This window comes from Vibrio sp., from assembly GCF_984391705.1.
In genome coordinates this window covers 1-3,011 of sequence record NZ_CFHWOM010000128.1, presented here as the reverse complement: position 1 = coordinate 3,011, position 3,011 = coordinate 1, and the positions used below count along the sequence as shown (strand labels likewise).

4 protein-coding genes are annotated in these 3,011 nt (G+C 43.9%); 2 read left to right on the top strand and 2 right to left on the bottom strand.

What is annotated here, in order from left to right; genetic code table 11:
• Positions 1-854 (bottom strand): LysR substrate-binding domain-containing protein (locus tag AC4MRV_RS21820; RefSeq protein WP_491189370.1); only part of this gene is annotated, 854 nt, incomplete at its 3' end.
• A 263-nt stretch (positions 855-1,117) separates the two neighbouring features.
• On the opposite strand from AC4MRV_RS21820, the gene AC4MRV_RS21815 reads away from it, so the two are divergent.
• Positions 1,118-1,684 carry a nuclear transport factor 2 family protein gene (locus tag AC4MRV_RS21815; protein ID WP_152471080.1) on the top strand — a complete coding sequence of 189 codons (567 nt, stop codon included), beginning with the start codon at positions 1,118-1,120 and terminating at the stop codon, positions 1,682-1,684.
• 94 nt (positions 1,685-1,778) lie between these two features.
• Positions 1,779-2,471, top strand: coding sequence for an SDR family NAD(P)-dependent oxidoreductase (locus AC4MRV_RS21810; RefSeq protein ID WP_491189369.1), 693 nt, complete (start codon positions 1,779-1,781; stop codon positions 2,469-2,471).
• Positions 2,472-2,624: 153 nt separating this feature from the next.
• Here the strand turns inward: AC4MRV_RS21810 and AC4MRV_RS21805 are convergent.
• On the bottom strand, positions 2,625-3,011 hold a 387-nt coding region (locus AC4MRV_RS21805; protein ID WP_491189368.1), incomplete at its 5' end, for a nuclear transport factor 2 family protein.

The following is a 3,011-nucleotide window of genomic DNA, read 5'->3' as shown; positions in this document are numbered from 1 at the left end:
GCTTTCTGACTATTTTGAGAAAAATAAACGTAAAGCCCAGGGATTTCATGCCAGTAGTCTTCAAGAATCGGTATTAAAGTACCGTCTTTGAAGTGCTTCTCTGTCAACGTTGCTAAGAACCGACCAATGCCAATCCCAGCTTTCGCAGCGTCGATACTGATATTGGTATCGTTCACTATCATGGCTAGGGGCATCTCAACAGTTATAGTGCTTCCATCTTGATCGAGTAGAAGTGGGGCTAGTTTATTTGAGGCACCAAAACGATATTGAATCAGTTTATGTTGCTGTAGATCTTGCGGAACTTTAGGAATGCCATATTGCTGCTTGTAGTCTGGTGATATAAAAAGGGCTTCTTTCACTGGGTCGGTCAGTTTTCTGGCGACAAGGCCTTCTTCAATTCGATCTCCGAAGCGAATGCCAACGTCTATCCCTTCTTTAATAATATTCACTGACGTGTCTGATACTGAGATTTCGAGTTCGATATCTGGGTATAACTTGCAAAACTCGGGGAAGATAGGGCGAATAACGCTTTGATAAACAAACCGAGGAACCGTCATCCTTACTTTTCCTGAAGGGGCGTGGGATAAGTCATGGACACCTTCCAATGCATAATCGAGAGAAGCGATCGCATCCGTGGTGTTTTCCAGTAAAAATTTCCCCGCTTCGGTTAGGCTCATTTGTCGCGTTGAGCGGCTGAATAAAGGCAGTCCTAATTTTTTCTCTAGTAGCTTGAGCGATTGGCTGACAGAAGGCGCAGCCATTTCTAGCTTACGAGCGGCTCCTCGAATGCTGCCTTCCTTCGCAATACTGTGAAAAATTACGATTTGATTATAACTTGCTCCTGCACCTTTCATCGCTAAATCCATTTTGCTTTACGTAAGGAAAAGGCTAACAGTCTAGTAGTCTTGTGTCATCTTTAATTTATCAATCCATAACCTAGAATAGAATCATCAACAGATGAGTAATTTTCTAGTTTGCTCTTATTTTAAGTGACTTAGGCGACCTAACACCCTTAGCGTGAAATTGTCACTGTTGATGCTCCAGGTAGCTTTGAAATATTGATCTACTCGGTGGCAACCGTCTGAACAACGTAACCTTACAACAGAGGACAAACACCATGAAAAATGTAATTACTCGCTCGCTGCTACTTGCAGGGCTTTTTTCAACATCTGCATTCGCCGGTGACATGCCAATGAATAACCCACAAGCGGCTCAGGATGCAGTTGAGATAAACAATCCTGCACTGTGGCCAAAGCCAGCCAACCCTGTGGCCTCTGGCTCGGAAAACAGCGATGCGCTTAAAGTTGTACAAGGTTTTTTTGGTGCTTACGGTAAAGGTGACATGGAAGGTCTGAAGCAGTTTGTATCGGAAGATGTAGAGTGGCATATTCCTGGCCGCCACCAACTTGCGGGCACTAAGCGTGGTATTGATGAGTTTGTCGATTTCTTTAATCAACTTGGCAAAGCTGGCTTTGCTGCCGAGGTAATGATTCTTGCGGCGAACGATACTTACGTTATTGATGCTCACCGAGGCTGGAGCTCCAACGCAGATGAGAACGTTGATTTGAACTGGATCCTTCTCTATCAAATTGAAGATGGCAAAATCAAACGCGTTCAGAACTTCTCAGGAAATCTCTATGAGTCTGACAAGTTCTTCGAAAAATTCGCTCAATCTATGAAGTAGAAACCATGATTCAGCCAATCGATATAGTGTCGTGTCATTGAATATTAAATCAGCCTGTTACCTTAGTGACAGGCTGTTTAGCTTGAGGTGGAATATGAAACAAACAAGCCAAAAAATAGCCTTGGTTACGGGTGGTAATCGAGGCATCGGAAAAGCGATCGTCGAATCATTGGCAGCGCAGGGATTGAAGGTACTGCTTGCCTGTCGTGATAAAGAAGACGGGCTTAAAGTCGCGCTAGAAATTCACGGAGATGTGTCAGTCGTACAGCTTGAACTTTCTGACCCTAAGAAGCTCAATAAACAAATCCGCCAAATTGGTGCAGAGTATCCTCAGATAGATGTCCTTGTTAATAATGCAGGCGTACTTGAAGAGAGAGGTTTTTCAAACCTAAGCAGTTCAGATTTGATGCATTCCATGCAGGTCAATGCACTCGCAGCATACGAGCTCATCCAGTTCTTCGGAAATCGCATGGCAAACAATGGCTATGGACGTATTGTAAACGTATCTTCCGGGTGGGGCGCATTTTCTGATGGACTCACTGGCCCTGCCGCGTACTCGATTAGTAAAGCGACGCTAAATGCGATAACTAAAGTTGCTGCGAACAACTATCCAAATAGCGTCAAAATCAACGCATTGTGCCCTGGTTGGGTGAGAACTCGTATGGGAGGAGCGTCAGCGACAAGGTCTCCTGAATTGGGGGCTGAGACGGCAGTTTGGCTAGCGACGTTGGATGATAAAGGGCCGACAGGACAGTTTTTCAGAGATAAAAAACAGATTGATTGGTAGTTAATGGAATATATAAAACCAAAGAAATAGCTATGAATGTGGCAATTGAACACAAACAAAAAGGCCACCCAAAACATTTGGGTGGCCTGCGCTTAGGTCGAACTTGGAACCGACATTTAGGCGCAAAGCAGTATATGGACTGATAATGACGAGTTATTCAGCATATTGAAGAGACATGCGAGTGATCTTCCCATCGTTGTTCCACCAATAATGGTAATGTGCAATCCAAGTACTCCAGGCTACTTCTGTTTTGGCGTATGAATCATTTTTCTCTAGTATTCTCACATGTGAAAAGCTTCGGCCGTAGGGAATTACCTCTCTGAGTGCCCAGCGCCTAATAGCATTTTTACCCTCGAAATTACGTGAAACATCAGTCATGACAGAATTTTCCGCGAAGCAAGACATATAGGCATCAATATCTTCTGATTGAGTATTAGTCTGATAACAATCAATAGCTGGTGGAAGCGGCTGCGCGTAGGTCAAGCTTGGTGATAGAGCTAAAGCAAGTAATAAGTATCTCATGCACTTTCCCTTTTTGGT

Excerpts from the sequence above, each read along its gene's own strand:
- AC4MRV_RS21815 (WP_152471080.1), top strand. The coding sequence starts at position 1,118 with ATGAAAAATGTAATTACTCGCTCGCTGCTACTTGCAGGGCTTTTTTCA.
- AC4MRV_RS21810 (WP_491189369.1), top strand. The coding sequence starts at position 1,779 with ATGAAACAAACAAGCCAAAAAATAGCCTTGGTTACGGGTGGTAATCGA.